This is a genomic window from Nonomuraea roseoviolacea subsp. carminata, assembly GCF_024172185.1.
GTDB lineage: Bacteria > Actinomycetota > Actinomycetes > Streptosporangiales > Streptosporangiaceae > Nonomuraea > Nonomuraea roseoviolacea.
Genome location: NZ_JAMZEC010000001.1, coordinates 7124056 through 7144948 on the forward strand (window position 1 = coordinate 7124056; position 20893 = coordinate 7144948).

Annotated in this window: 22 protein-coding genes, 3 tRNA genes and 1 pseudogene; 18 read left to right on the top strand and 8 right to left on the bottom strand. The window is 71.5% G+C overall.

Annotated elements, in window-relative coordinates; genetic code table 11:
* Positions 1–109 precede the first annotated feature (109 nt).
* Positions 110–1414: an MFS transporter gene (locus tag HD595_RS32850; RefSeq protein ID WP_253775821.1), complete on the bottom strand. Its 1305-nt coding sequence runs from the start codon at positions 1412–1414 to the stop codon at positions 110–112.
* 94 nt (positions 1415–1508) lie between these two features.
* Between HD595_RS32850 and HD595_RS32855 the strand changes: the two genes are divergently transcribed.
* The 5 genes from HD595_RS32855 (at position 1509) to HD595_RS32875 (ending at position 5618) form a co-directional block, all read left to right on the top strand.
* The gene (locus HD595_RS32855) at positions 1509–2189 is read left to right on the top strand and encodes a GntR family transcriptional regulator (RefSeq protein WP_253775823.1); all 681 of its coding nucleotides are present in this window, start codon (positions 1509–1511) and stop codon (positions 2187–2189) included.
* A gap of 70 nt (positions 2190–2259) precedes the next feature.
* Positions 2260–2622, top strand: coding sequence for a DUF2203 domain-containing protein (locus HD595_RS32860; RefSeq protein ID WP_175595779.1), 363 nt, complete (start codon positions 2260–2262; stop codon positions 2620–2622).
* Positions 2623–2737: 115 nt separating this feature from the next.
* Positions 2738–3781, top strand: a complete 1044-nt coding sequence (locus HD595_RS32865; protein WP_253775825.1) for a hypothetical protein — start codon at positions 2738–2740, stop codon at positions 3779–3781.
* A 5-nt stretch (positions 3782–3786) separates the two neighbouring features.
* Positions 3787–4863: a WD40 repeat domain-containing protein gene (locus HD595_RS32870; protein ID WP_253775827.1), complete on the top strand. Its 1077-nt coding sequence runs from the start codon at positions 3787–3789 to the stop codon at positions 4861–4863.
* 41 nt (positions 4864–4904) lie between these two features.
* Positions 4905–5618 carry a CGNR zinc finger domain-containing protein gene (locus tag HD595_RS32875; protein WP_253775829.1) on the top strand — a complete coding sequence of 238 codons (714 nt, stop codon included), beginning with the start codon at positions 4905–4907 and terminating at the stop codon, positions 5616–5618.
* 12 nt (positions 5619–5630) lie between these two features.
* Here the strand turns inward: HD595_RS32875 and HD595_RS32880 are convergent, their stop codons facing one another.
* Positions 5631–7133: a hypothetical protein gene (locus HD595_RS32880; protein WP_253775831.1), complete on the bottom strand. Its 1503-nt coding sequence runs from the start codon at positions 7131–7133 to the stop codon at positions 5631–5633.
* 213 nt (positions 7134–7346) lie between these two features.
* On the opposite strand from HD595_RS32880, the gene HD595_RS32885 reads away from it, so the two are divergent.
* On the top strand, positions 7347–8660 hold the full coding sequence (locus tag HD595_RS32885) for an FAD-binding oxidoreductase (protein WP_253775833.1): 1314 nt from the start codon (positions 7347–7349) through the stop codon (positions 8658–8660).
* A gap of 102 nt (positions 8661–8762) precedes the next feature.
* On the opposite strand, the gene HD595_RS32890 is transcribed toward HD595_RS32885, so the two are convergent.
* Positions 8763–10130, bottom strand: a complete 1368-nt coding sequence (locus HD595_RS32890; RefSeq protein ID WP_253775835.1) for an MFS transporter — start codon at positions 10128–10130, stop codon at positions 8763–8765.
* A gap of 286 nt (positions 10131–10416) precedes the next feature.
* Here HD595_RS32890 and HD595_RS32895 point away from each other — a divergent pair, with 286 nt between their 5' ends.
* A complete protein-coding gene (locus HD595_RS32895; RefSeq protein ID WP_253775837.1) occupies positions 10417–11046 on the top strand; it encodes an alpha-ketoglutarate-dependent dioxygenase AlkB in 630 nt (209 codons plus the stop codon).
* Positions 11047–11067: 21 nt separating this feature from the next.
* On the opposite strand, the gene HD595_RS32900 is transcribed toward HD595_RS32895, so the two are convergent.
* Positions 11068–11847 carry a hypothetical protein gene (locus HD595_RS32900; RefSeq protein ID WP_253775839.1) on the bottom strand — a complete coding sequence of 260 codons (780 nt, stop codon included), beginning with the start codon at positions 11845–11847 and terminating at the stop codon, positions 11068–11070.
* A gap of 43 nt (positions 11848–11890) precedes the next feature.
* Positions 11891–13138, bottom strand: coding sequence for a helix-turn-helix domain-containing protein (locus tag HD595_RS32905; RefSeq protein WP_253775841.1), 1248 nt, complete (start codon positions 13136–13138; stop codon positions 11891–11893).
* A gap of 41 nt (positions 13139–13179) precedes the next feature.
* Here HD595_RS32905 and HD595_RS32910 point away from each other — a divergent pair, with 41 nt between their 5' ends.
* On the top strand, positions 13180–13959 hold the full coding sequence (locus HD595_RS32910) for a phytanoyl-CoA dioxygenase family protein (RefSeq protein ID WP_253775843.1): 780 nt from the start codon (positions 13180–13182) through the stop codon (positions 13957–13959).
* Positions 13960–13981: 22 nt separating this feature from the next.
* Here HD595_RS32910 and dusB read toward each other — a convergent pair whose 3' ends face one another.
* Positions 13982–15091 (bottom strand): tRNA dihydrouridine synthase DusB, encoded by a 1110-nt coding sequence (gene dusB / locus HD595_RS32915; protein ID WP_253775845.1) that lies wholly within the window; start codon positions 15089–15091, stop codon positions 13982–13984.
* Positions 15092–15173: 82 nt separating this feature from the next.
* Between dusB and HD595_RS32920 the strand changes: the two genes are divergently transcribed.
* The 10 genes from HD595_RS32920 to HD595_RS46275 all read left to right on the top strand — a co-directional run bounded on the left by HD595_RS32920 (position 15174) and on the right by HD595_RS46275 (position 19213).
* A complete protein-coding gene (locus HD595_RS32920; protein WP_253775847.1) occupies positions 15174–15809 on the top strand; it encodes an ACT domain-containing protein in 636 nt (211 codons plus the stop codon).
* 95 nt (positions 15810–15904) lie between these two features.
* Positions 15905–15976: transfer RNA gene (locus tag HD595_RS32925), tRNA-Gly, on the top strand.
* Between the two features lie 13 nt (positions 15977–15989).
* A tRNA-Cys gene (locus HD595_RS32930) sits at positions 15990–16063 on the top strand.
* A 1-nt stretch (position 16064) separates the two neighbouring features.
* Positions 16065–16139, top strand: a tRNA-Val gene (locus HD595_RS32935).
* Positions 16140–16381: 242 nt separating this feature from the next.
* Positions 16382–16621: a hypothetical protein gene (locus HD595_RS32940; protein ID WP_253775849.1), complete on the top strand. Its 240-nt coding sequence runs from the start codon at positions 16382–16384 to the stop codon at positions 16619–16621.
* Complete coding sequence (locus tag HD595_RS32945) at positions 16611–17111, top strand: DUF6879 family protein (protein WP_253775851.1); 501 nt, start codon at positions 16611–16613, stop codon at positions 17109–17111. Before HD595_RS32940 ends, HD595_RS32945 begins: the two co-directional genes overlap by 11 nt.
* Before the next feature lie 9 nt (positions 17112–17120).
* Positions 17121–17969: a helix-turn-helix domain-containing protein gene (locus HD595_RS32950; RefSeq protein WP_253775853.1), complete on the top strand. Its 849-nt coding sequence runs from the start codon at positions 17121–17123 to the stop codon at positions 17967–17969.
* A gap of 61 nt (positions 17970–18030) precedes the next feature.
* Positions 18031–18435, top strand: coding sequence for a hypothetical protein (locus HD595_RS32955; RefSeq protein ID WP_253775855.1), 405 nt, complete (start codon positions 18031–18033; stop codon positions 18433–18435).
* Positions 18432–19061 (top strand): hypothetical protein, encoded by a 630-nt coding sequence (locus tag HD595_RS32960; protein ID WP_253775857.1) that lies wholly within the window; start codon positions 18432–18434, stop codon positions 19059–19061. Before HD595_RS32955 ends, HD595_RS32960 begins: the two co-directional genes overlap by 4 nt.
* 23 nt (positions 19062–19084) lie before the next feature.
* Complete coding sequence (locus HD595_RS46275) at positions 19085–19213, top strand: hypothetical protein (protein WP_301309670.1); 129 nt, start codon at positions 19085–19087, stop codon at positions 19211–19213.
* 22 nt (positions 19214–19235) lie between these two features.
* On the opposite strand, the pseudogene HD595_RS32965 reads toward HD595_RS46275, so the two are convergent.
* Both HD595_RS32965 and HD595_RS32970 read right to left on the bottom strand, forming a co-directional pair.
* Positions 19236–20218: pseudogene (locus tag HD595_RS32965) on the bottom strand (IS5 family transposase).
* A gap of 242 nt (positions 20219–20460) precedes the next feature.
* Entirely contained in the window at positions 20461–20835 is a 375-nt protein-coding gene (locus HD595_RS32970) for a hypothetical protein (RefSeq protein ID WP_253775859.1), read from the bottom strand.
* Positions 20836–20893 lie beyond the last annotated feature (58 nt).

Below are 20893 nucleotides of genomic sequence, written 5' to 3' on the forward strand. Positions count from 1 at the left end.
GGACCTCCCGCGCGGGCGGCGGTGGCAGCCGCCGCCCGCGCCTTCGCGGCGGTTTGGGGGAGTGCGACCTGGACGCCCCTGGACCGGCCAGGGCCGCCCGGGGCCGGGGTCAGCCCCGGTGGGCCAGGTCGGTGGGGCGGGCGAGGTCGAGGTCGCGGGTCTCCGGCGCGATGGCCAGGCCCACGGCCGTGACGGCCAGCGCGATCACGACGTACACCGACACGGCGAGCGTCGTGCCGTACACGTCGAGCAGCTTGAGCGCGATGATCGGCGCGATGGCGCCGCCCACGATCCCGGCAAGCTGGTAGCCCATGGAGGCGCCGCTGTAGCGCAGCCGGGTGCTGAACAGTTCCGCGATGAACGCCGCCTGCGGCCCGTACATGGCCGCGTGCGTGATCAGCGCGACGACCGCGGCGAGCACGATGAGCGGGAACGAGCGGGTGTCGAGCAGCGGGAAGAACGCGAACACCCAGATCGCCGCGCCGACGACGCCCGCCAGGTAGACCGGCCGCCGGCCGAGGCGGTCGGACAGGGAGCCGAAGAACGGGATCAGGCCCAGTTGCAGGGCCGAGGCGATGAGCACCGCGTTCAGGCCGACGGAGCGGGGCAGGCCGAGCCGGCCGGTCACGTAGACGAGGATGAAGACGGTGAAGGTGTAGAAGGCCACGTCCACGCCGATGCGGGCGGTGAAGGCCGACACCAGCGCCCGCGGGTGGGTGCGCACCACCTCGACCAGCGGCATCCGCGCCGTCCGCCCCTGCTTCTCCACCTCCGCGAACAGCGGCGACTCGGTCACCTTCAGCCGCACCCAGAGCCCGACGACCACCAGCACGCCCGACAGCAGGAACGGGATCCGCCACCCCCACGACAGGAACGCCGCGTCCGTCATCGTGGCCGACAGCAGCGCCAGCAGCGCGGTGGCCAGCACGAACCCGGCCGGCACTCCCACCTGGGGCCAGCTCGCGTTGAACCCGCGGCGGCGGTCGTCGGCGTGCTCCAGCGACATGATGACAGCGCCGCCCCACTCGCCGCCCAGCCCGAGCCCCTGCACGAACCTCAGGACCGCCAGCAGGATCGGGGCGGCGACGCCGATGGTGGCGTAGCCCGGCAGCACGCCGATGAGGAACGTCGAGATCCCCATCACGAGCAACGTGACCACGAGGACGGTCTTGCGCCCGGCCCGGTCGCCGAAGTGGCCGAAGACGATGCCGCCGAGCGGCCTGGCGACGAACGCGACGGCGTTGGTGGTCAGGGCGAGCAGGGTGGCGTTGAGCGGTTCCAGGGTCGGGAAGAACAGCTTGCCGAAGACCAGCGTGGCCGCGGTCGTGTACAGGAAGAAGTCGTACCACTCCAGGGACGTGCCGACCAGGCTCGCGACGATCACCCGCCGCGCCTGGGAAGTGGAGCCTGCCATCGCTTCGCTCCCCACGGTGTTGAAAGGCTTTGTCTTCAACATAGGAATCGTTGAACAATTCGACAAGAGGTTTGTTCGATGATTAATTGGCGTCGTGGACCATGGGGTTGCTGATCTCGAACGAGACCGTTCGCGCCTGGGGCGCAGCAGCACGGCCGAGCGGGTCGCCGACATCCTGCGCGAGCGCATCAGCGAGGGCTTCTTCGAGCCCGGTCAGCGCCTGTCGGAGGAGGCGATCTCCGAGGCGCTCGGCGTCTCGCGCAACACCCTGCGGGAGGCGTTCCGGCTCCTCGGCCACGAACGGCTGCTCGACCACCGGCTCAACCGGGGGGTGTTCGTCCGGATCCTGTCGGCCGAGGACGTCGCCGACCTCTACCGCGTGCGCCGCGTCATCGAGGGCGCGGCCGTGCGCCGCAGCCCCACCCCGCAGGCGCTGGGGCTGATCAAGGAGGCCGTCGCCGACGCCGAGCGGGCCGCCGCGCGCGACGACTGGCGCGCCGTCGGCACCGCCAACATCCGCTTCCACCAGGCGCTGGTCACCCTCAACCAGAGCCCGCGGCTGGACGAGGCCATGCGCCAGCTCCTCGCCGAGCTGCGGCTCGTCTTCCACGTCATGAAGAACCCGCGCGACTTCCACGAGCCGTTCGTGGAGCGCAACCGCCGCCTGCTGGAGCTGCTGGAGAGCGGGCGCGCGGACGAGGCGGCGGCCTTCCTCGACGGCTACCTCGACCACGCCGAGCGGCTGCTCGTGCACGCGTACGAGCCGAACGCCTGACCGGTTCGCCTCAGGCCGAACGCCTGACCGGCGGCCCGCCCGGGGCGGCGCCGGGCGCTAACGTGCCGTCATGGACAGGCTCTACACGCCCGACGAGGCCCGCGCGCTGCTGCCCGCGATCGTCGAGGACGCCCGCGCGCTCGTCGCCGCCCGCGCCGACATGACCGAGCTCGCCCACGACCGGCGCACCTCCGGGTCCTCCCCGCTCGGCGGGATCCCCGAGCTCAAGGCGCTGGAGGCGCGCATCGAGGAGATCCTGAGCGGGTGGGCCGGCCAGGGCCTGGAGATCAAGGGCATCGCGCCCGTCCTCCTCGACTTCCCGGCCGTGCTCGACGGCGTGTCCGTACGGCTGTGCTGGATCGAGGGCGAGACCGAGCTCGGCTGGTACCACCGCACGGACCTCGGCTTCGCGGGACGCAGGCCGCTGCCGTAGCGACGCGCGCCGCGGTAGGCGACGACCGCGACGCGCGCCGCGGTCGTGGCCGAGATGTGACCAACCGCGCTTCTCCTGCCGGGATCTAACCGGGGTGAACGGAAGGATCACCGACATGAGGCGCATCTCAGCATCCGCGGCATTACTGGCCGCGGCGATCATCGGAGGGACGGCGCTCGCGCCGCTCCCCGCCCAAGCCGCCCACGGGTCCGGCGCAACCCACGTCTCCCACGCCTCCCGCACCGTCACCGGCTCGCCGGCGGCCCGGGCGGCGTGGATCCCGTCCTGCGCGGGCAAGAACGGCGACACCCGCGCCTGCGGGCACTGGCGGCTGCTCATGGCCGACGGCCGCACGGTCACGGTCCGCGACGCCGCGGTCCACCGGACCGACGCCAAGGGCCGGCCGGTCGGCGACGAGGGCCGCTTCGCGATCAGCGGCGACGGCCGCGTCCTCGCCTACGAGCGGGCCCGCGACCACCGCGTCGTCGTCCGCGCCGCCGCCGGGGGACCGGTCACGCGGCTGCCCCGCTCGCTCGTGCCGAAGGGGATCGGCACCGGCGACCTCACCCTGACCCTGTCACCGGCGGGCGACCGGCTCCTCGTGAGCTACGACGACGACCCGGCCCGCCGCCCCACCAAGGTCGTCACGATCGCCACCGGGAAGGTCACCGAGTTGCCCGCCGCCGAGGACCCCGACGGGTTCAGCGCCGACGGCGACGAGGTGCTGGCCCACCGCCTCTCCGGCGACAACACCACGGCCCTCGTCGCGCACCGGCTCGGCGGCGGCTCGACGCGCAGGACGCCGCCCCAGGTCGTGGCCAACGCCACCACCCTCGCCCTGGCCGCCGACGGCAGGACCGTGGCGGTGCTGATCGACGGCGACGCGGACCTGAAGCGGCCGCCGCGGCTGCGGATCTACGACCTGGACAGCGGCGAGCTGCACGACACGGTGAAGCTGGCGCTCAAGCCGTCCGCCTCGCCGTACCTCGCCCGGTGGACGGCCGACGGGCGGCTCGTCCTCACGACGACGACCGACGACCCGGGAAGGCCGGCGGTGGTACGGGTGCTCACCGCCGACCCCGACACGGGCGAGGTCCGGCAGAACGACAGGTACACCCTCGGCAAGGACCGGTACGCCTTCTACGTGGCGGGAGAGTGACGTCGATGAGTGACGCGAACGGCAGAGGAACGTTCCCGGCGGGCGCCGCGGCGGGGGCCGCACTGGGGCTGGCCGTCCTTCTGGCCACACCCGCGACCGCGCTGGCGGCTCCGGTGGCGGCCCCGATGGCGGGTCCGATGACGGCCCCGATGACGGCTCCGGTGAGCGTCCTCCACGAGCCGCCGCACGCCCACACCGGCCACGGCCAGGACAGCGTCCGGTACGTCTCCATCAAGGGCTGCCCGTCCAAGGGCGGCGAGACGCGCCCGTGCGGCGCCTGGCGCGTCGTCATGCACAGCGGCGCGCGCGGGACGCTGCCCGACGCCCAGACGATCGCCCGCGACGCCAAGGGCCGGAAGGCGGCCAACGTGGCCGCGCCCGTCGCGGTCAGCGGCAACGGCCGGCGGCTCGCGTACTTCACCAAGGGCGGCCGCCTGGCCCTGCGCACCCTCGGCGGCGGGGTCAGCCTGCTCCCGGGGAACGCGCTGCCCAAGGTGGCGCAGTACGAGACCGCTCTCCAGCTCTCCGACGACGGCTCCCGGCTCGCGGTGTCCTTCACCGGCGACAAGGCGCGGGACACCCGCGTCTTCGACACCGGGACGGGCGAGCGGATCGGCACGATCCCGGCGGCGTACGAGCTGAAGGGCTTCAGCGCCGACGGCGGCGAGGTACTGGCCGGGTCGGAGGACGACGAGGGCTCGCAGATCCTCGTCGCCTACAGCGACTCGGGACAGGAGCTGGCCCGCGTCACGCCCCCGCAGGTCATCGCCTCGAACGGGCCGCAGGCGCTGTCCGGCGACGGCCGCACGGTCGCCGCGCTCGCCGCCAAGCGGCGGCTGGCCCTGTACGACATGGCGACCGACCAGGTGACGGCCCGGCTGAAGGTGAAACTGCCGGCCGGCGACGTCGAGATGGTCGACTGGACGGGGCCGTCGCAGGTCACGGTGCACCTGGTGGACTACAAGGCCAAGGGCTACACGGTGTCGATCGCGCAGATCGACACCGGCACGGGCAAGGTCACGATCAGGGACCGGTACGCGCTGCTGAAGGACACCTTCGTCTTCGCCGCGTGCGGCGGGTGACGGAGGCGTCCACCGGCGCCGGGCGGGCATACGCTGCGGGCGTGAAGGTTCACTCCACGAAGGCGATGGCGGCGCGGGCGGTCGACCTGTGCGTGGTGCTGCTGTACGGGGAGCCGCCCGGCGGGCCGTCGGGCGGGTCGTCGGGCGGGTCGCCCGGGGGGCCGTCGGGTGGGTCGCCCGGCAGGCCCTCCGTGGAGGCGGTCGCGGAGGTGCTGCGGGCGCACGGCGAGACGGTCGTCCCGGTCCCGGTCGCCGGCCCGCGCGGCGGGGGAACGCCTCCCGAGCCTCAGGAGGAGCGGACTCCGGGGACTCCCGCGTCTCCCGGGGCGGGGAGCGGCGGGGTGGCGATGAGCCCGTGCCTCTCGGCGGACGACGTCGCCGCGATGGGGGAGGCGGCGGCCCGGCTGGTGGAGGTGTTCGCCGCCCCCGGGCCCGACGAGGCCGCCCGGCTGCTGAACCAGGTGCTGGACGACACCGCCCGGGCGCCCCGGCTCACCCGCCACGGCGGCACGAGCCCGTGGCACCTGCACGTGGACAGCCGGGACGACGCGCCGTGGGCGGAGTGGTTCCTGTCGTCGTCGGCGCTGGCGCTGGCGGTGCTGCTGGCCGACCTCCAGCGCGTGCCCGGCGGGCTGTGCGCCTCGCCCGGCTGCCGCCGGCCGTATCTCGACCTCGGGGGCGGCAGCCCGCGCCGCTACTGCAGCGCGCGCTGCGCCACCCGCGAGCGCGTCGCCGCCCACCGGGCCCGCGCCTGACCGGGCGCGGCCTCAGGGGAGGGTGAGCCGGTCCACCACCGAGCGGATCGCCTTCTGCAGGCCGGCGTCGCCGGGCAGTTCCTGGACGAAGTACCACCAGAAGGCGCCGCCGAGGCTGCGCGGGTAGCCCAGGGAGGCGGCGTAGTAGTGCGCGGCGACGGCGCGCCGCCCCGCGAGCGGGTCGCTCTTGTCGAAGGCCCAGAACGCCTTGGTGGTGTCGTGGCTCCAGTAGTCCAGCTCGCCGACCGCCACCTTCTGGTGCGGGAACTCCGCCTGCAGCGCCCGCATGACCTGGTCGAAGGCGAGGCCCATGGGTGCGTCCTCCACGTACGTGGACAGGGTGACCACGTCGATGTTCTTCCTGGTCGAGGCGGGCAGGTTGGCGCGCGCCCAGGTGAAGGTGGACCACCGGGCGTCATCGGTGCCGAGCTGCCAGTAGAGCGTGAGGACCACCTTGGCGCCCTTGGAGCGCACGTAGGCGGCGGCGTCGGCGATCTTGTTCTTGATGCGGTCGTCGCCGGCGACGCGCTTGTCCAGGCAGTCGCCCTTGGCGTCGGTGCGGCTGTCGACCCAGCAGCCGTTGACCTCGTTGGCCACCTCCCACGCCTCGACGTCGGGGTAGGCGTCGACGTAGGCCTTGACCCTGGCGAGGTACTCCGCTCGTGTGTAGCGGCTGGCGAAGGTGGAGTCGATCGGCTGGCCGATCACGTGCAGGCCCGCGGCGCGGGCCGCCTTCACGGCGCCGCGGTAGTGCTCGACGTTCCCGTGATCCGCGATCGGGTCGAAGACGATCCTGACCCAGCCGTACGGCTGCGTGTGCGTCCTGGCGAGGGCGGCCCAGTCCGGGTGCGACTTGATGTCGTCGACCGTGAGGCCGATCCACGGCCGGGTGTCGCGGGCTCGGGCGTAGGCCGGGCCGTACTCGCTGAGCAGCAGGTCGTTGGCCGTGTTGACCGCGTTCAGCGCGCGCTGGCCGTACTTGCCGCGGCCGGCGTCGGTCGTCGCGGCGTCGGCCGCGTCCAGGTTGGCGACGGCGTCGGCCAGGGCGGCGGTGAACGCCGCCGAGCGGACGTAGTCGGGCCGCGCGGCCAGTGCCGCGTCCAGCCGCCGCTTGGCGTCCTCGGCCGCCTGCTGGTTGAACACCAGGGTCCCGCCGGTTCTGAACCCGGCGCCGCCGTTGTCGACGACGACCGTCGAGAAGCCGCGGCTGGTCGGCCAGTTCACGGCGAACGCCACGGCCTTGCGGGGGACGTCGAAGCGCCACCGGGCGGGCGAGCCGCCCTTGTAGAGCGGATACCCCTGGACGTCCTCCAGCGTGACCGGGTCGACCAGGGCGTCGCTGTCGGAACCGCCGCTGCCGTGCATCACGGCCTTGGCCTGGGTCGCGCTGAGCTCGGTGCCGTTGCCCGCGGTGTCGTAGAACTTCAGGACCACGGTGCCGCTCGCGGCGTGGGCGGCGGGGGTGACTCCCAGGCCGGCGGCGAGAGCGGCGAGGACGAGTACGACACGTTTCATGCGGCCGGCTCCTATCGACGGACGGAAGAGTATGCCTATTTGGGGCTTTTGTCGCATTGATCTCCGCGCCTGTCCGCCGAGGACGCGGTGGTCACACTCTCCCACTCGGCTCCGTCATGTGGTCGGGAGCGCGATCGCGCCGGCGAGACCCGCTCTCATCCCCGCGCGATGCGCGAGGATCTTTCGAGTGACGCAAGTGGAGAAGAGGAACACATGACGAGCGAGAACCTGCGGGATGTCGTCAGGGGAAGGGTTCTTCTCCCCGGTGACAGCGGCTTCGCGGAGGCGAGCGGTGCGTGGACGGTGGGCGTGCCGCAGCCGGTGTCCGCGGTCGTCGAGGCCGAGGACGCGGCGGACGTGGCGGCCCTGGTGCGCCACGCCCGCGACGCGGGGCTGACGATCGCCGCCCAGCCCTCGGGCCACGGCGCCTCGGGCGACGTGGAGGGCGTCATCCTGCTGCGCACCGGTCGCCTGGACGGCGTCGAGGTGGACCCGGCCGCGCGGGTCGCCCGCGTGGGCGCCGGCGCGCGGTGGGGCCGGGTGCTCGCCGAGACCGGCGCGCACGGCCTGGCGGGTCTGGCGGGCAGCTCTCCCGTGGTGAGCGTGGGCGGGTTCGTGGCCGGGGGCGGGCTGTCGTGGTTCAGCCGCGCGCACGGCTGGGCCGCCGACTCCGTGCGCGCCTTCGAGGTCGTGGACGCCGGAGGCGAGCAGGTCCGGGTGACCGCCGAGTCCGACGCCGACCTGTTCTGGGCCCTGCGGGGCGGCGGCGGGGACTTCGCCCTGATCACCGCCGTCGAGCTGGAGCTGTTCCCGCTGCCGCTCCTGTACGGCGGGCGGCTGGTGTGGCCGGGGGAGCGCACCGGTGAGGTGTTCGAGGCGTTCCGCCAGGTCACGGCGGGCGCGCCGGGGGAGCTGTCGGTGTGGGTCAACCGGGTGCAGCCGCCGCCTCCCGCCCCCGCGATCGTCACGATGGACGTGACGTACCTGGGGAGCGAGGAGGAGGCCAGGGACCTGCTGGCGCCGTTCGAGAAGATCGGCGGCGTGCTGTCCGACAACCGTTCGATCATGGACGTCGCCCGCCTGGGCGGCATCGCCGACGAGCCGGTCGATCCGAGCCCCGCGCTGCCGCGGGCGGAACTGCTGACCGGCGTGGACGACGCGGTGCTGGAGGCCCTCACGTCCGAGCCGGTGGCGCCGCTGCTGAACCTCCACGTCCGGCACCTGGGCGGGGCGCTGGCCAAGGCCGACCCCGCCGGGGGCGCGGGCGGCGCGGTGGCCGAGCCGTACCTGCTGAACCTGCTCGGGCTGCGGCTGCCCGGGCTCGCCGAGGCGGTGCCGGCCAGCCAGGAGGAGATCGTGCGGCGGCTCGGGGAGCGGGTCAGCGGGCGCAAGCCGTACACGTTCCTGGTTCCGAGTGAGGACGCCGCCCAGGCGTTCCCCGCCGAGACGCTCACGCGGCTGCGGGAGATCAAGAAGTCGCGCGACCCGGGGCAGGTGTTCCGCGCCAACTTCCCGGTCCTGGGCTGAGGGCGGCCTCTCGTCGGGCGGCGGCGTGACCCTTCACCGAGGGGTCACGCCGCCCGCCTTCCGCGCGCTTGTCAGGAGGGGCGCTGTGCCTCCTCGCGCTCGTCAGGGGCGGGGGCGGCGCGGCCCGCGTGACAGCAGCGCGTACGCCGCCACGGCGGCGACCTGGAGCGCCGCCCCGGCCAGGAGGGCGGCGCCCAGGTCGGCCCCGGCCAGCGGGCCCGCCACCGTGGACCCGGCGGCGAACGAGGTGATCTTGAGGCTGGCGCCCGTGGTGAAGATCTGGCTCCGCAGCTCCGGCGGCGCCTCGCGGTGCCGTACCGCCAGCAGGGCCGTGAGCTGCGGCCCCTCCGCCACGCCCGCGAGCACCGCGGCGACCACCGCCACCCCGAACGCCGCCGTGAACGGCCCGGGCCGCGCCGGCGCGAGCTGCGGCGCCACGGCCGCGAGCGCCAGCGCCACGCCGAGGAGCAGCGTCGCGGCCACCAGGATCGCGTCGGGGGAGGGCGACGGGCCACGCCGCCGGGCCAGCACGGCGTTGGCGGCGAGGGCGGCGCCGGCGGTCACGGCCAGCAGTAACGCCCCGTACGCCACCGCCCCCGCCAGCGCCGCCCCCAGCAGCGGCGCCGCGACGACGAACATCGGGACGCCCGAGTAGGACACCATCGAGGTCACGGTCGCCCTGCGGAGGGGCGCGTTGCGCGCGATCGCGGTGAAACCGGCGGCCAGCTCCTGCCGGATCCCTCTCCCGCCGCCGCCGTCGCGTGCCGGAGCAGCCCCCCGGCCCGCACCGTCCTGGGATCGCCCTCGACCTGCGTGTCGGGACCCCTCTCGACCTGCCTGCCCAGCAACCTCCTGGGACCCCGCAGGACTTGCCTGCCCCGCGGCTTCCTGGGACCCCTCGCGATCCTCGCCGGTCGCTCGGTGCGTCCTCGCGGGGAGCCGGTACGCGATGGGGACCGCCGCCACCAGGAGCGCCAGCGACACCACCACGGCGCTCTGCCCGCCCCACGCCGCCGCGACCCCCGCCACCACGGCCGGCCCGGCCAGCCCCGCGGCGTTGTAGCTGATCGCGTCGAGGGCGCTGGCCCGCTCCAGGCGTGCGGCCGGGACCAGGAGGGGGAGCTGGGCGGTCCAGCCGCCGGTGAGCGCGGGCCCGAGCAGGCCCGCGAGCACCGCCACCGCGACCAACGCGGCGTCGGGCACGTGACCCAGCCCGAGCAGCACGGCCAGCAGGCCTGCGGTGTAACCCAGCAGGCAGCCGGCGAGCATCCGGCCGGGGTACACGGCGCGGTCGAGCAGCACCCCGAGCAGCGGCCCGCCGATCGCGGCCGACGCGGTCAGCCCCGCCAGCAGCCAGGACGCCACCACGGGCGACCCGGTGAGGGCGAGCCCGGCCACGAGCAGGGCGGGACCGGACATCTCGTCCCCGGTGCGGGCCGTGACCGCTCCGAACATGTAACGGGCTATCACCAACAGGACGTTACATGGTGATCGTGGGGCGGCGGAACCCGGGTCGGGCCGCAATCGCGCGGCCTCCGGTACTGGGCACGTCAGCGGCCTGTGCCGGATACTGGCGGGACACCCGGGCATCCGGTGGGCGCCCGGCCGTTCCGCGCGGGCTGCGTGCCGTACGGACCGGCCGGGCACGGATGCCGCGCCCCGCCCGCACGGGAGACGGCCCGCCGCGGCGGCGGAAAAGCGCAGGTGGCGGGGGCTAGTCGAAAAGATGTTTGAAGGCGGGCGTACACTCGGCGGCATGAGGGGTGTTTTCCAGGCGTCCCTGCTGGGGCTGGACGAGGACGTCGCCGTCGGCCCGCTCGGCGCCACCGTGCAGCGGACCCCGCTCGACCACGGCGCGTGGATCGACGTGCGCCCGGGCTGGCTGTCGGGGGCCGACACGCTGTTCGAGCGGCTGGCCGACGACGTGCCCTGGAAGGGCGAGCGGCGGTGGATGTACGACAAGGTCGTGGACGTGCCGCGGCTGCTGAAGTTCTACGAGGAGGACGAGCCGCTGCCCGACCCGGTGCTCGACGACGCGCGGCGCGCCCTCAACGCCCACTACGCGGAGGAGCTGGGCGAGCCGTTCCGCACGGCCGGGCTCTGCTACTACCGTGACGGCCGCGACAGCGTGGCCTGGCACGGCGACACGATCGGCCGGGGCGGCACCGAGGACACCATGGTCGCCATCATCTCGGTCGGCACCCCGCGGCCCCTCCTGCTGCGCCCGCGCGGCGGCGGCCACTCCCTGCGCCACGACCTCGGCCACGGCGACCTCATCGTCATGGGCGGGAGCTGCCAGCGCACCTGGGAGCACGCCGTGCCCAAGACCACCCGGCCCACGGGGCCGCGCATCAGCATCCAGTTCCGACCGCGAGGGGTCCGCTGACCGGGTGTCTCCCGGGAGGGGTCAGTCCGAGACCTTGGTGGTGACGGTGCCCGGGTCCGGCGCCTTGACGGACACCTTCCGGCCCCAGCCGGTGAAGCGCGACTCGATGGTCAGGGTCTTGCCGTCCATCCCCGAGGTGTCGAGGACCGCGTTCGCCGGGTACGAGCTGGTCACCTTGGCGGCGAGCCCCGACCCGTCGAACGTGACGGCGTAGGACACCTTCGCCGCGTTGTCGGAGCGGATCGGGACGGACGCGTCGAACCACGGCGACACCTTGGCGAGCTCCTTGAAGGTGATCGTGCCCTTGAGCGTGGCGCCGGACCGCTTGCCCTTCTTGAGCAGCACGGCGAGCGTGCCGGGCTCGGCGGGGTTGATCACCTGGCCGTAGAAGCCGCCGCCGCCTCCGGGCAGGCCACGGGAGCGGTACCAGGTCTTGCCCGGCGGCATCTTGTCCTTCCACATCTCGCTGCGGTCGTAGCTGACCTTCCCGATGCTGATGGTCCGCTCGGGCTTCTCGTCCTCCCGGCCGGTCCCGGCGGACCACTTCGCGGTGATGTCCGACGCCGCGATCCCCTTCCTGGAGAACTGGAACGTGCCGGTGCGCTCCAGGAGGCCGGCGTCGCCGTCGTCGGCCTTGACCGTGGTGGTGTCGGTGAAGCGGACGCCGTGGCCGGGGACCAGGCGGGCCTTCAGGGCGCTGACCGGGTCCTTGGCGGCGATCCGGGCCGGGGCGGCCTGGGCGGGAGCGGCGCTCACCAGCAGGGCCCCGCCGGCCACGATGGCGGTGATCATGATTTTCATGCGTGAGATCGTTCCAGGCCATGATCACGAATCGGCCACCGCGTCAGGAGCCCGCTCGGTCCGCCTCCTGGCGGGTCCGCCGGTACGCGCGGGGCGGCAGGCCGTACTCCTGACGGAACGCCCGGCTGAAGTGGAACGGGCTGACGAAGCCGGAGGCCGTCGCGACCTGGCCGACGTCCATGTCCGTGGCCTCGAGAAGGCGGGCCGCGTGCCGTATGCGGGCCTGGCGGACGGCCCGCATCGGCGGCGCGCCCGTCTCGGACGTGAACAGGTGCGCGAAACGGGACGGGGAGAGGGCGACGGCGCGCGCCAGCGAGGCGACCGAGTGGGGGGCGCCGGGCTCGGCGGCGATCAGCGCCAGCGCGCGGCGCACCCGGGGGTCGCCACCCCGCCCGTCACCGCCCGCACCGCCACCGCCGTTGTCGCCGTCGCCGGGGCGGCGGGCCGAGGCGGTGGCCAGAACCAGCACCTCCTCGACCGCGCCGAGCACCAGCTCCCGAGCCGCCGCCGACCCGGCCACGGCCCCACTCGCGTCCCGCTCCATCTCCGCCCCGCCTGGCGTCTCAGCACCGTGTAGCGTCTTCGCCTCCTCGGCCCCCTTGGCGGCGCCACGCCCCGCCGGCCCTCCGGGATCGCCGAGCGCCGCCCCAACCCTCACGACAGCGGGATCGCCCACGCTCCATCCCGCTACCGGCCCCGCTTCGCCGAGCGCCGCCCCGACCTCCGCGATCGCGGGGTCGCCCGCGCTCCGCCCCGCCACCGGCCCCGTAACGCCGACCGGCGACCCGGCACCACCGCCCGCCGGTGACCCGGCGCGGGCAGGAGCCGCCTGACGCGCCCCGGCCGGCTCGGTGCCGTCGCGCCGTGCGGGGTCGGCGGGGGGAAGCCAGCGGGCGTCGCGCAGCGCGCGGCGAAAGGCCCGGTCGAGCCGTTCGTGCAGGGCGATCGGCACCCCCGCCACCAGATGACAGCCCGCCGCCCGCGCGTACGGCGCGAGCCACCCCGGCCACGACGGGCGCGGCTGGAAGTGCGCCCACCAGAAGCGCCACCGCTCGGCCCCCGGCGCCACCCGGTAGTGCTGCGCCGCGCCCGAGGCCAGCACCACCAGATCGCCCGGCCCCGCCGTGAACGACGCGCCGCCCTGCTCCACCAGCCCCGCCCCCGCCTGGGTCCACATCACCAGCCAGCTCGGGGAGCCGGCCGGCCGGCGCGTGACGTACCCCGGCGCCCGGTCGAAGTGGCCCACGATGATCAGCTCCGCGGCAGGAACGGACAAGTCGTCAGCGGTCACGGGCATACCTTTCGCGGGGCTTGCTTCCTAGCGTGAGAAGCATGACGCTCAACGCCTTCCACGACCAGGGGTACGCCGTCGTGCCCGGACTCCTCACCGCCGCCGAGGCCGCCGAGCTGCGCGACGCGTTCATGGACCTGCACGCCGCAGGCCCCATACCGGGGCATTTCCAGCCCAGGCCGCAGGAGCCTGGACAGCCGTACGACATCCTGCGCGACTATCCGCGGGTCATGCACCCCCACCAGGTGAACGACCTGGCCCTGCGCCGCCTCCTCGACCCGCGCATCGCGGAGATCCTCCGGGGGCTGCTGGGCGAGGAGCCGATAGCAGCCCAGAGCATGTTCTACTTCAAGCCGCCGGGCGCGCGCGGGCAGGCGTTGCACCAGGACAACTTCTACCTCCAGGTGGAGCCCGGCACCTGCGTGGCCGCCTGGATCGCGCTCGACCGCATCGACCGGGAGAACGGCGGCCTGGAGGTGGTGCCCGGCACGCACAAGATGGACCTGTTCTGCCCGGAAGAGGCTGACCTGGACGTGTCGTTCACCCGGGAGTACGTCCCGCCGCCGCCCGGCCTGGAGACCGTGCCGGTGGACATGGAGCCCGGCGACGTGCTCTTCTTCAACGGCAGCCTGGTCCACGGTTCGGGCCCCAACGCCACGGCCGACCGCTTCCGGCGCAGCTTCATCTGCCACTACGTGGGCCGTTCCGCCGAGCGGATCGCCGTCCACTACCCGACGCTGACCATGTCCGGCGAGCCCGTCGCGCTGGAGCCCGCCGTCGGCGGCGGCCCGTGCGGCATGGACACGACCGGCCCGCACTAGAGCACGGGAAAAAGCGGCCGGGTCAGCCGCCGGAGGTGTCGGACTCGGCGTCGTCGGGCACGGCGCCGTCCCACGGGTCGTCCAGCCAGCCGTCCGGCAGGTGCACCTTGCCGCGTTCGCCGGACTTGCCGCGCGGCGTGTCGGTGTTCGGCGGCCACGGTTGGTCGTGGTCGAGCCGCGCGAGCCCCTCGCGGAGCTGGTCGAGCGACTCGGCCGAGGCCAGCTCCCGCCGCAGCTCGCCGCCCACCGTGAAGCCCTTCAGGTACCAGCCGACGTGCTTGCGGAAATCGGCCACCGCGTACCGCTCCAGGTCGAAGCACTCCACCAGGCCCTCGGCGTGGCGCGCCATCATCGCGGCCACCTCGCCGAGGGTGGGCCGGGCCCGTTCGGCGCCGCCGTCGAAGGCGTTGGCCAGGTCGCGGAACAACCACGGCCGGCCCAGGCAGCCGCGCCCCACGACCACGCCGTCGCAGCCGGTCTCGGCCACCATGCGCAGCGCGTCGTCGGCGCACCAGATGTCGCCGTTGCCCAGCACCGGTATCTCCGGCACGGCCTCCTTCAGCCGGGCGATCGCCGACCAGTCGGCCACGCCGCCGTAGTGCTGCTTGGCCGTGCGGGCGTGCAGCGCGATCGCCGCGACGCCCTCCTCGACGGCGATGCGGCCCGCGTCGAGGTAGGTCAGGTGGTCGTCGTCGATGCCCTTGCGCATCTTCATCGTCACGGGCAGGGAGCCGGCGTTCGCGACGGCCGCGCGCAGGATGCGCCGCAGCAGATGCCTCTTGTACGGCAGGGCCGAGCCGCCGCCGCGCCGGGTCACCTTGGGAACGGGGCAGCCGAAGTTCAGGTCGATGTGGTCGGCGAGGTCCTCCTCGGCGATCATCCTGGCCGCCCGGCCGACCGTGTCGGGGTCCACCCCGTACAACTGGATGCTGCGCGGCGACTCCGACTCCGCGAACCGGATCATCCGCAGCGTCTTGGGGTTGCGCTCGACCAGCGCCCGCGTGGTGATCATCTCGCACACGAACAGCCCGCCGCCCTGCTCGCGGCAGAGCACCCGGAACGGCGCGTTCGTGATGCCCGCCATCGGCGCCAGCACGACCGGCGGCCACACCCCCATCGCCCCAATCTTCACCTGGACATTTGTAGCGCAGGTCCGGCCATGACCGGTATTCGCCGATAGGCTGGGAGCGGCATCTGTGCAGGGGAGGGGATGGATGCTCCTTCGCGTCCGCATCGCGCTGCCCGACCGTCCGGGGTCGCTGGCCGAGGTCACCCGGGTCCTCGGGACGGCGGGGGCCGACATCACCCAGGTCACCGTCCTCGACAGGGGCGCGGGGCAGGCGGTCGACGACATCACCGTCTTCTGTCCCGAGGACGTCCCCAAGGACGCCCTGCGCAAGAGCCTGGAGGGCATCGACGGCGTCGCGGTCCAGGGCGTCTGGACCACCCGCGAGGCGCCCGGCACCTATCCGGAGCTGGAGATCCTCAAGTACATCACCACGGCCGGCGACCGGGCGCTGACCACGCTCGTCGACTCGCTGCCCGTGCTGTTCAGCGCCGACTGGGCGGCCACGGCCGCCGAGCACGGCGTCCTGTACGCGAGCTGGCGCGCGCCGCAGAAGGTGCCGCTGCCGGAGACCGTGCCGCCCCGCCCCACGGCGGCCACGCTCGACGGCGGCCTGCACGTCATCCACGCGCCGCTGCCGCCGCTCGCGCTCACGCTGCTGCTGGCCCGCTCCGACGGTCCGGCCTTCCACCGCATCGAGGTCCACCGGCTCACCCGCATCCTGGAGATCTTCCTCAGCCTCCCGGCGACGGAGCGCAGCGTGGCCCGCCAGCTCCGCAAATAGCCCCTCGCGCCGCGAGGCCCGGAGCCCCTCGCGGCACTCCGGGCGCGCGTGGAGTGAGCATCCGGTCGGAAAACCCGCTAGAGTAGTCGGGCAACGCGGAAGTGGCTCAGTGGTAGAGCATCACCTTGCCAAGGTGAGGGTCGCGGGTTCGAATCCCGTCTTCCGCTCGGAGTTGGCCTCGGTGGAGTGGCCGAGAGGCGAGGCAGCGGCCTGCAAAGCCGTCCACACGGGTTCAAATCCCGTCTCCACCTCCAAGGACGATTAGCTCAGCGGGAGAGCGCTTCCCTGACACGGAAGAGGTCACTGGTTCAATCCCAGTATCGTCCACCAGGCTCCATAGCAGATCAGGTCTGACCTGGTCAAACAGGAGTTAAAGCCCCAGCTCACGGCACACGCCGAGAGTCTGGGGCTTCTTGTTGTTCCGGGTTGATCATGGTTGTTGTCAGCACCGGTGCTGACGTTGTGCTGACCCGTGATGGGTCCAATCTGGCATGAGTCGCTTGACTGGCTCCCGCTTGCCGTTCAAGCTCGCGTGTGCAAGTTGGAGCACACTCGGAGCATCGGAGGGCACCATGGCGCTACGGTTCATCGGCATCGACCCGAATACGGACGGGAACAACTGCCCTTCCGTGTGGGTGGACGAGTCGGACGGCAGCATCGTCATACAAGGATGGGAAGTGACCGGGCCAGAAGATCTCGCCCAAGTCGCCGCGCGTAGCCCAATCCCCGACAATGAGAAGGTCGTCCGCGTCCCGCGACGCATGGCCAAGCTCCTGATGGAGGCGTGTGATGGAGCCGCTCATGACCTTTGAGGAGATGCTGGCGAGCGCCCAGCATTCAGCGGTCCACCTGGAGATGCGGGACGCCTACGTGCCCGACGACCCGTCGTTCATCGCCTGGCAGGGTGGACCGCCCTACGACCGCACGCAGCGGGAACGCGAATGGCACCAACTCATAGGAGAGGCACGGACCAGGGGCGTGCTGGTTCGCCGGGCACGAGTCGTGTCCGAACCGGTTACCGACTACATCCGGTTCGAGCATTCCGTGACCGACTCCATGAACATCAAGGCCGGGGAGCTTGTCAGGTGGCTCCCCCGCCGACAGGCGTCTGACCTCTTGCTTCCCGGGAACGACCTATGGGTGTTCGATGACCACCTGGTCCGTTTCGGCTTCTTCGCGGGAGACGGCCGGTATCTCGATGATGAGATCGTTCGCGATCCCGGCGTGATCAAGCAGTGCCTGACCGCATTCGAGGCGGTTTGGGAACGCGGGATCGATCACGCCAAGTACAGGATCGTCTGATAGCCATACATGCGCACCTCGCCGTCTTCAAGCGCCCAGCAAGCACGCCAGGGCATAGCTCAGCGCCTACGAGAAATCCGCCTGGACGCCGGGCTCACGGCCCGAGCGGTCGCCCAGATGGCGGGGTGGCATGAATCCAAAGCATCCAAGATCGAGCATGGCCGGACTGTTCCCTCCGAGCCGGACATCCGGGCCTGGTGTACGGCTTGTGGTGCCGAGGATCAGATCCCTGAACTAGTCGCCGCCTCACGAGCGGCCGACCTGATGTACGTGGAGTGGAAGCGGCTCCAAAAGACGGGGCTACGACAGCTCCAGGTCTCCAAGATCAAAATGTACGAGCAGGTAAAGCACTTCCGTGTCTACTGCTCCAACGTCATTCCGGGTCTCTTCCAAACGCCTGCCTACGCTGAGGCGCTGCTGTCATCCATCGCCGCCTTCAGAGAAGCCCCCAACGACGTGGCGCAGGCCGTAGCCGCTCGTGTAGCCAGAGCCCGGCTTCTGCACGAGGGGAATCATCGATTCGCGGTCCTGGTAGAGGAATGGGTGCTGCGCAGCCGGATAGGCAACGCAGAAGTCATGGCGGGGCAGCTGGGACACCTGCTGGCCGTCATGTCCCTGCCATCCGTGTCTCTCGGGGTCATTCCGCAGGATGCACAGCGGCTCATGTGGCCCGTAGAGGCGTTCAACATCTTTGACGACTCGCTGGTGCAGGTGGAGCTGCTGACAGCCGAGATCAACGTGAGCCAGCCATCAGAGATCGCCCAGTACGTCAGAGGGTTCAACCACATGTCTGAATTAGCCGTCTACGGGACGGCGGCCCGGCAGCTCATCGCTGCCGCCATTTCTGAGCTTGGTTGATTCCGAGCAAGTTCGAGCACACTCGTTGAGCTTGGAAATCGCCCACTTCTACCGTCGAGACATGGCCCGCACACACAGAACATCATCGGCTGACGACCTGCTATGCCAGCCGATACCGGAGGAGGAAGCGGCAGTCCAGAACGCGGCTCTTGACCGGGTTCTGGAGCATCTGACGGCCGTAGGCATCCATGCCAAGCTGATCAAGCGGATTGCCGACCGATGCGCGATCAAGCTCTACTCCACCGGCGAGACCCTTTGGCACCCTCCCAAGCTCATCATCTACGTGAACGCCGGATGGAGGATCGCCACGGTGACCATCGGCCCTCGCTCCGGTAGCTATGCCGTCGAGTTGGCGCGTGTCGGCCCGGACAACGAGACTCGGCACGACCGAATCGAGATGGTGCCGAGCGACCACCCCGACCGCGTGGGCCTGCTGGTCGCGCAGAACGCCGGAGCGTGGGCATGACCACGGTCACGGCAGGCGAGCGAGCGTTCCGCTATCCGTACGTGATCGGGTGGACAGGAGAGGCTCAGAACCCTCCGCTGAAGTGGGTGCCGCGCCATGGCGGGTTGCGACTGAGCTACGCCGTGCCGCATCGGGACGACTTCCGCAACGGTGTCCTCCTTCTGCGGCAGAGCCAGAACCGCACGGGCCGACCCGACTTCAAGACGGTCAACACGCTGAGGCAGTGGCGCTGCATGGACAAGCGGCTGTGCCAGGTGTGCGCGCGGTCGGCTGTAGATCGGGAGACGGGCCGCATTTGGTGGCTGCTGTCGTCCGGCTACGGCGGTGATGGCGACGGCTATACCAACGCCCCGCCGACGTGCCCGGCCTGCATCCCGGAAGCGATCTCACGGTGTTCTCACCTACGGCGCAACGCCGCCGTCTTCACCGTGGGCGACTGCTACCCCTTCGGAGTACGGGCAGATGTGTTTGTTCCTTACTTGCCACCGCTGGTGCCGTTCGAGCGCAACGCCGTCGTCAGGTTCGACGACTATGACATGCACCACGCGCTGGCCCGTGAGCTGCTGATGCGACTACATGACGTGCAGCCGGCCGCGACGGAAGGTGACGCGCCGTGGGTGGCGTAGACGGTGTCCAGATGATCTCGCAAATGCTGCGCCTGACCGCCGCCTATCTCGCTATCTGCCCGCTGGCGGGACTGGCCGCGCTCATCGTGCAGTCGTTTGTGGATGACTGGCGCAACGGCTGGCGGCCATGGCGACGCGATGAACGCACCTAGCGCCTGTACGGAGTTCGGATCTTCAGGTCGGTCGAAGGCTTCGGATCCACAAGATGGCCCCGCGTAGATGAAGACCCGCCAGATAGCTATCGGGGGTCTTGTCGAAGCGGAAAGCCAGCCCACGCCACTCCTTGATCCGATTGATGCATCGTTCTGCGGTGTTGCGTTGCTTGTAGAGATCGGGATCATGGCTGACCGGCCGGCCGCCGCGGGAGCCGCGCTTCTTGCGGTTGGCCGCCTGGTCGCTCTTCTCCGGGATGACCGCCTTGATCCGGCGTCGACGTAAGTAGGAGCGGTTGCCGCGCGAGGAGTAGGCCTTGTCGGCGGCCACCGCGTCCGGGCGGGTGCGCGGACGTCCGAGGGGCAGGCGAATCTTGATGCGCTCCAGCACGGCGCGAAACTGCGGGCTGTCTCCCGCCTGGCCAGGGGTGAGAACAAAAGACAGCGGACGGCATCGCCGCTCAGCTGACAGGTGCACCTTGCTGGTCAGCCCGCCCCGCGAGCGGCCCAGCTTGGCCGCCGTCAGCCGGAACCTGCGCCGCCGTCGTAGCCGCCGCCCTTCGTCTCGGCCGTCTTCATCGGGGTTGCCGTCGCGGGGGTTTTGCCCCTTTGGCGGAGCCCCTTTTCCTGCTCGGCTGCCTGTTCCAGCAGTTCGACAAGCTCGCTGTCGAGTGCCATTCCGGCGGCGTGATGGTGGGCGCGGGCCGTGGTGGAATCCACGCTGACCAGGCCAAGCTCGGTCTGCCCGCGGGCCGCGGCCTCGGCGATCATTGCCTGCATCAGCTGCTCGAATACGCCGCTCAGTGCCCAGGAGCGGAACCGGTCGTAGGTGCTGGACCAGGGCCCGTACTCGGTGGGCAGGTCCCGCCACGGACTGCCCGTGCGAAACCGCCACATCACCGCGTTGAACTGCCGCCGCAGATCCGGAATCGGGCCTCGCTCACCCAGGGGCAGGTGAGGCTCGATCAAGGACCATTCCTCGTCGGTGAGGTCTCCACGTGCCATGGCGAAGACCTACCAGGATCGCGGACAGCAGGCAGGCAGATCCCTCTGATCTCAACTCCGTACAGGCCCTAGAACGCGCGGCTGGCCAAAGCCTTCCTTCCTACAACCTGGGACCGCTTGCCAGAAACAGATAAAGCTTGCGCATGAAGCTGGACAAGTACAAGGACGAAGCCGAAGAGGACGAGCAACTCCCCGAGCGCGTCGCCGACATGGAGCTGTACCGGCAGCTCGGGGGTGGTTGATCAGCGCTCCAGTTCCTCTATCTCTGTTCGAGCGGAGACCAGTGCCTCATATGCCTGTTTAGCCTTCTCGGCCTCCGCACGTGCGTCGTACCAGGACGCTTGCAGCTTCGGCCACCACTCGCCCAGCTTGGACGGGTTCTTGAAGAGGTACACCACCGCAGATGTGACGCCTAGGCTGCTTGCCCCGCCCACAAGCAGTTCCATCGTGAGAGGGGAGTTCATAGAAATCCTACGGACCTCCACGATGGGCCGAGATTGAGCGCGGACGACCGACTCAAGGCGTGGGTCTGCCCAATCTAGAGCGGTCTCCTGAAGCGTTCTCTTGACGACCACGGCCATCTTTATCGCATCGACGTAATCATGCAGATACGTCACGAAGCGTGCGAGCAATGAGAGTGTGGGTCCCCCAAACGGCGGCTCCTGTGGAGCTGGT